The 1,352-nt window shown below is 64.6% G+C and carries 2 protein-coding genes; both read right to left on the reverse strand.

Going from position 1 to position 1,352, the window contains the following annotated elements; genetic code table 11:
- Positions 1 to 188 precede the first annotated feature (188 nt).
- Positions 189 to 392, reverse strand: a complete 204-nt coding sequence (rpoZ, locus tag AC1DU6_RS31340; protein WP_056195325.1) for a DNA-directed RNA polymerase subunit omega — start codon at positions 390 to 392, stop codon at positions 189 to 191.
- 23 nt (positions 393 to 415) lie between these two features.
- Positions 416 to 1,036: a guanylate kinase gene (gene gmk, locus AC1DU6_RS31345; RefSeq protein ID WP_056195329.1), complete on the reverse strand. Its 621-nt coding sequence runs from the start codon at positions 1,034 to 1,036 to the stop codon at positions 416 to 418.
- Between the last annotated feature and the right edge of the window lie 316 nt (positions 1,037 to 1,352).

Consider the following 1,352-nt stretch of genomic DNA (forward strand, 5'->3'; position numbering starts at 1 on the left):
ATGAAAACTGTTGGCCCCTCGTCCAGGGAATACCTGGCCGGTCCCCCGCGGAGACGGCGATGCTTGTAGCGTTGAGCCACAAGCACATCGCCATGGCGGGCCGGCTTGGGAACGGCCCGGCGCTCGGCCCAAACTCCGAAATGCAAACGGGCGCCCGAGGGCGCCCGTGTGGCAGCAGGGGACGGTGCTTAGACCGGAACCTTGCGCAGCATCTCGATGCCGACTTCGCCGGCGGCAATTTCACGCAGGGCGGTCACGCCGGGCTTGTTCTTGCTCTCGATGCGCGGGCTGTGGCCCTGGCTCAGCATGCGGGCGCGATAGGTGGCGGCCAGCACCAGCTGGAAGCGGTTCGGGATCTTGATCAGGCAGTCTTCGACGGTGATGCGGGCCATGGTGTTCCTTGGAGAAAAGCGGATCAGGGCAGATCGAGCGCCTGAAAGACGGCAGAGCGGTTGCGCCGCTGAGCCAAGTATTTTAGCCGCTGCGCGTGGACGATGGATTTGAGGTCGAAAACGGCGGTGTCGAACACCGCATTCACGACGACAAAATCGAAGTTCTGCGCCTGCGCCACCTCGAGGCGCGCATTGGCCATGCGCTTGGCGATGACCTCGGGTTCGGTGTCGCCACGGCGGTTCAGGCGTGACTGCAATTCGTCCCAGCTCGGCGGCAGGATGAAAATCAGCACGGCATAGGGGAAGAGCTGCTTGATCTGCAGTGCGCCCTGGAAGTCGATCTCCAGTACGACGTCATCGCCATGCTGCATGCGCGCCTCGATGGCGGCTCGCGAGGTGCCGTAGAGGTTGCCGTGGACCTCGGCCCATTCAAAGAAATCACCGCGTTCGGCCATCGCGCGGAATTCCTCCGGCGTGATGAACCAGTATTCGCGGCCATGCTGCTCCTGGCCGCGCGGTGCGCGCGAGGTGTGGGAGATGGACACGGCCAGCTTGGCATCCAGCTCCAGCAGCGCCTTCACAAGGCTGGACTTGCCCGCGCCGCTGGGTGCGGCGACGACGAAAAGATTGCCGGGATATTCCATGGAGAAGTGGGCTTGGCGTGCCGGGCCGGCTTGGGGCTGAAGGCTAAGTGCCTGTCAGCCCTGCGGATTTCTCGCGCCGCCCGGTGGGTGATGGGTGCGAACTTTAGCTCGGACGCCGCCCGGCGCCGCCTGCACGGAACGGCGATGTCTGCCCTATTTGGCAATGCAGGCCCGATTGCGAGCGCCCGACGACCCCGTGCGTCGTCAAGTCTTGACCTCCGGCAGCGCCACAGCGGCTTGTCCGACGCGGGCGTCGGGTGGCTTTTCTTATCGTCGTGGCGTGTCCATGTGACATCACGAGGTCCCACGATGCGCC

The organism is Roseateles sp. P5_B10, assembly GCF_056400485.1.

What these genes read in the sequence shown, in the direction of transcription:
- rpoZ (WP_056195325.1), bottom strand. Translation starts at nt 392, where the DNA reads ATGGCCCGCATCACCGTCGAAGACTGCCTGATCAAGATCCCGAACCGC.
- gmk (WP_056195329.1), bottom strand. Translation starts at nt 1,036, where the DNA reads ATGGAATATCCCGGCAATCTTTTCGTCGTCGCCGCACCCAGCGGCGCG.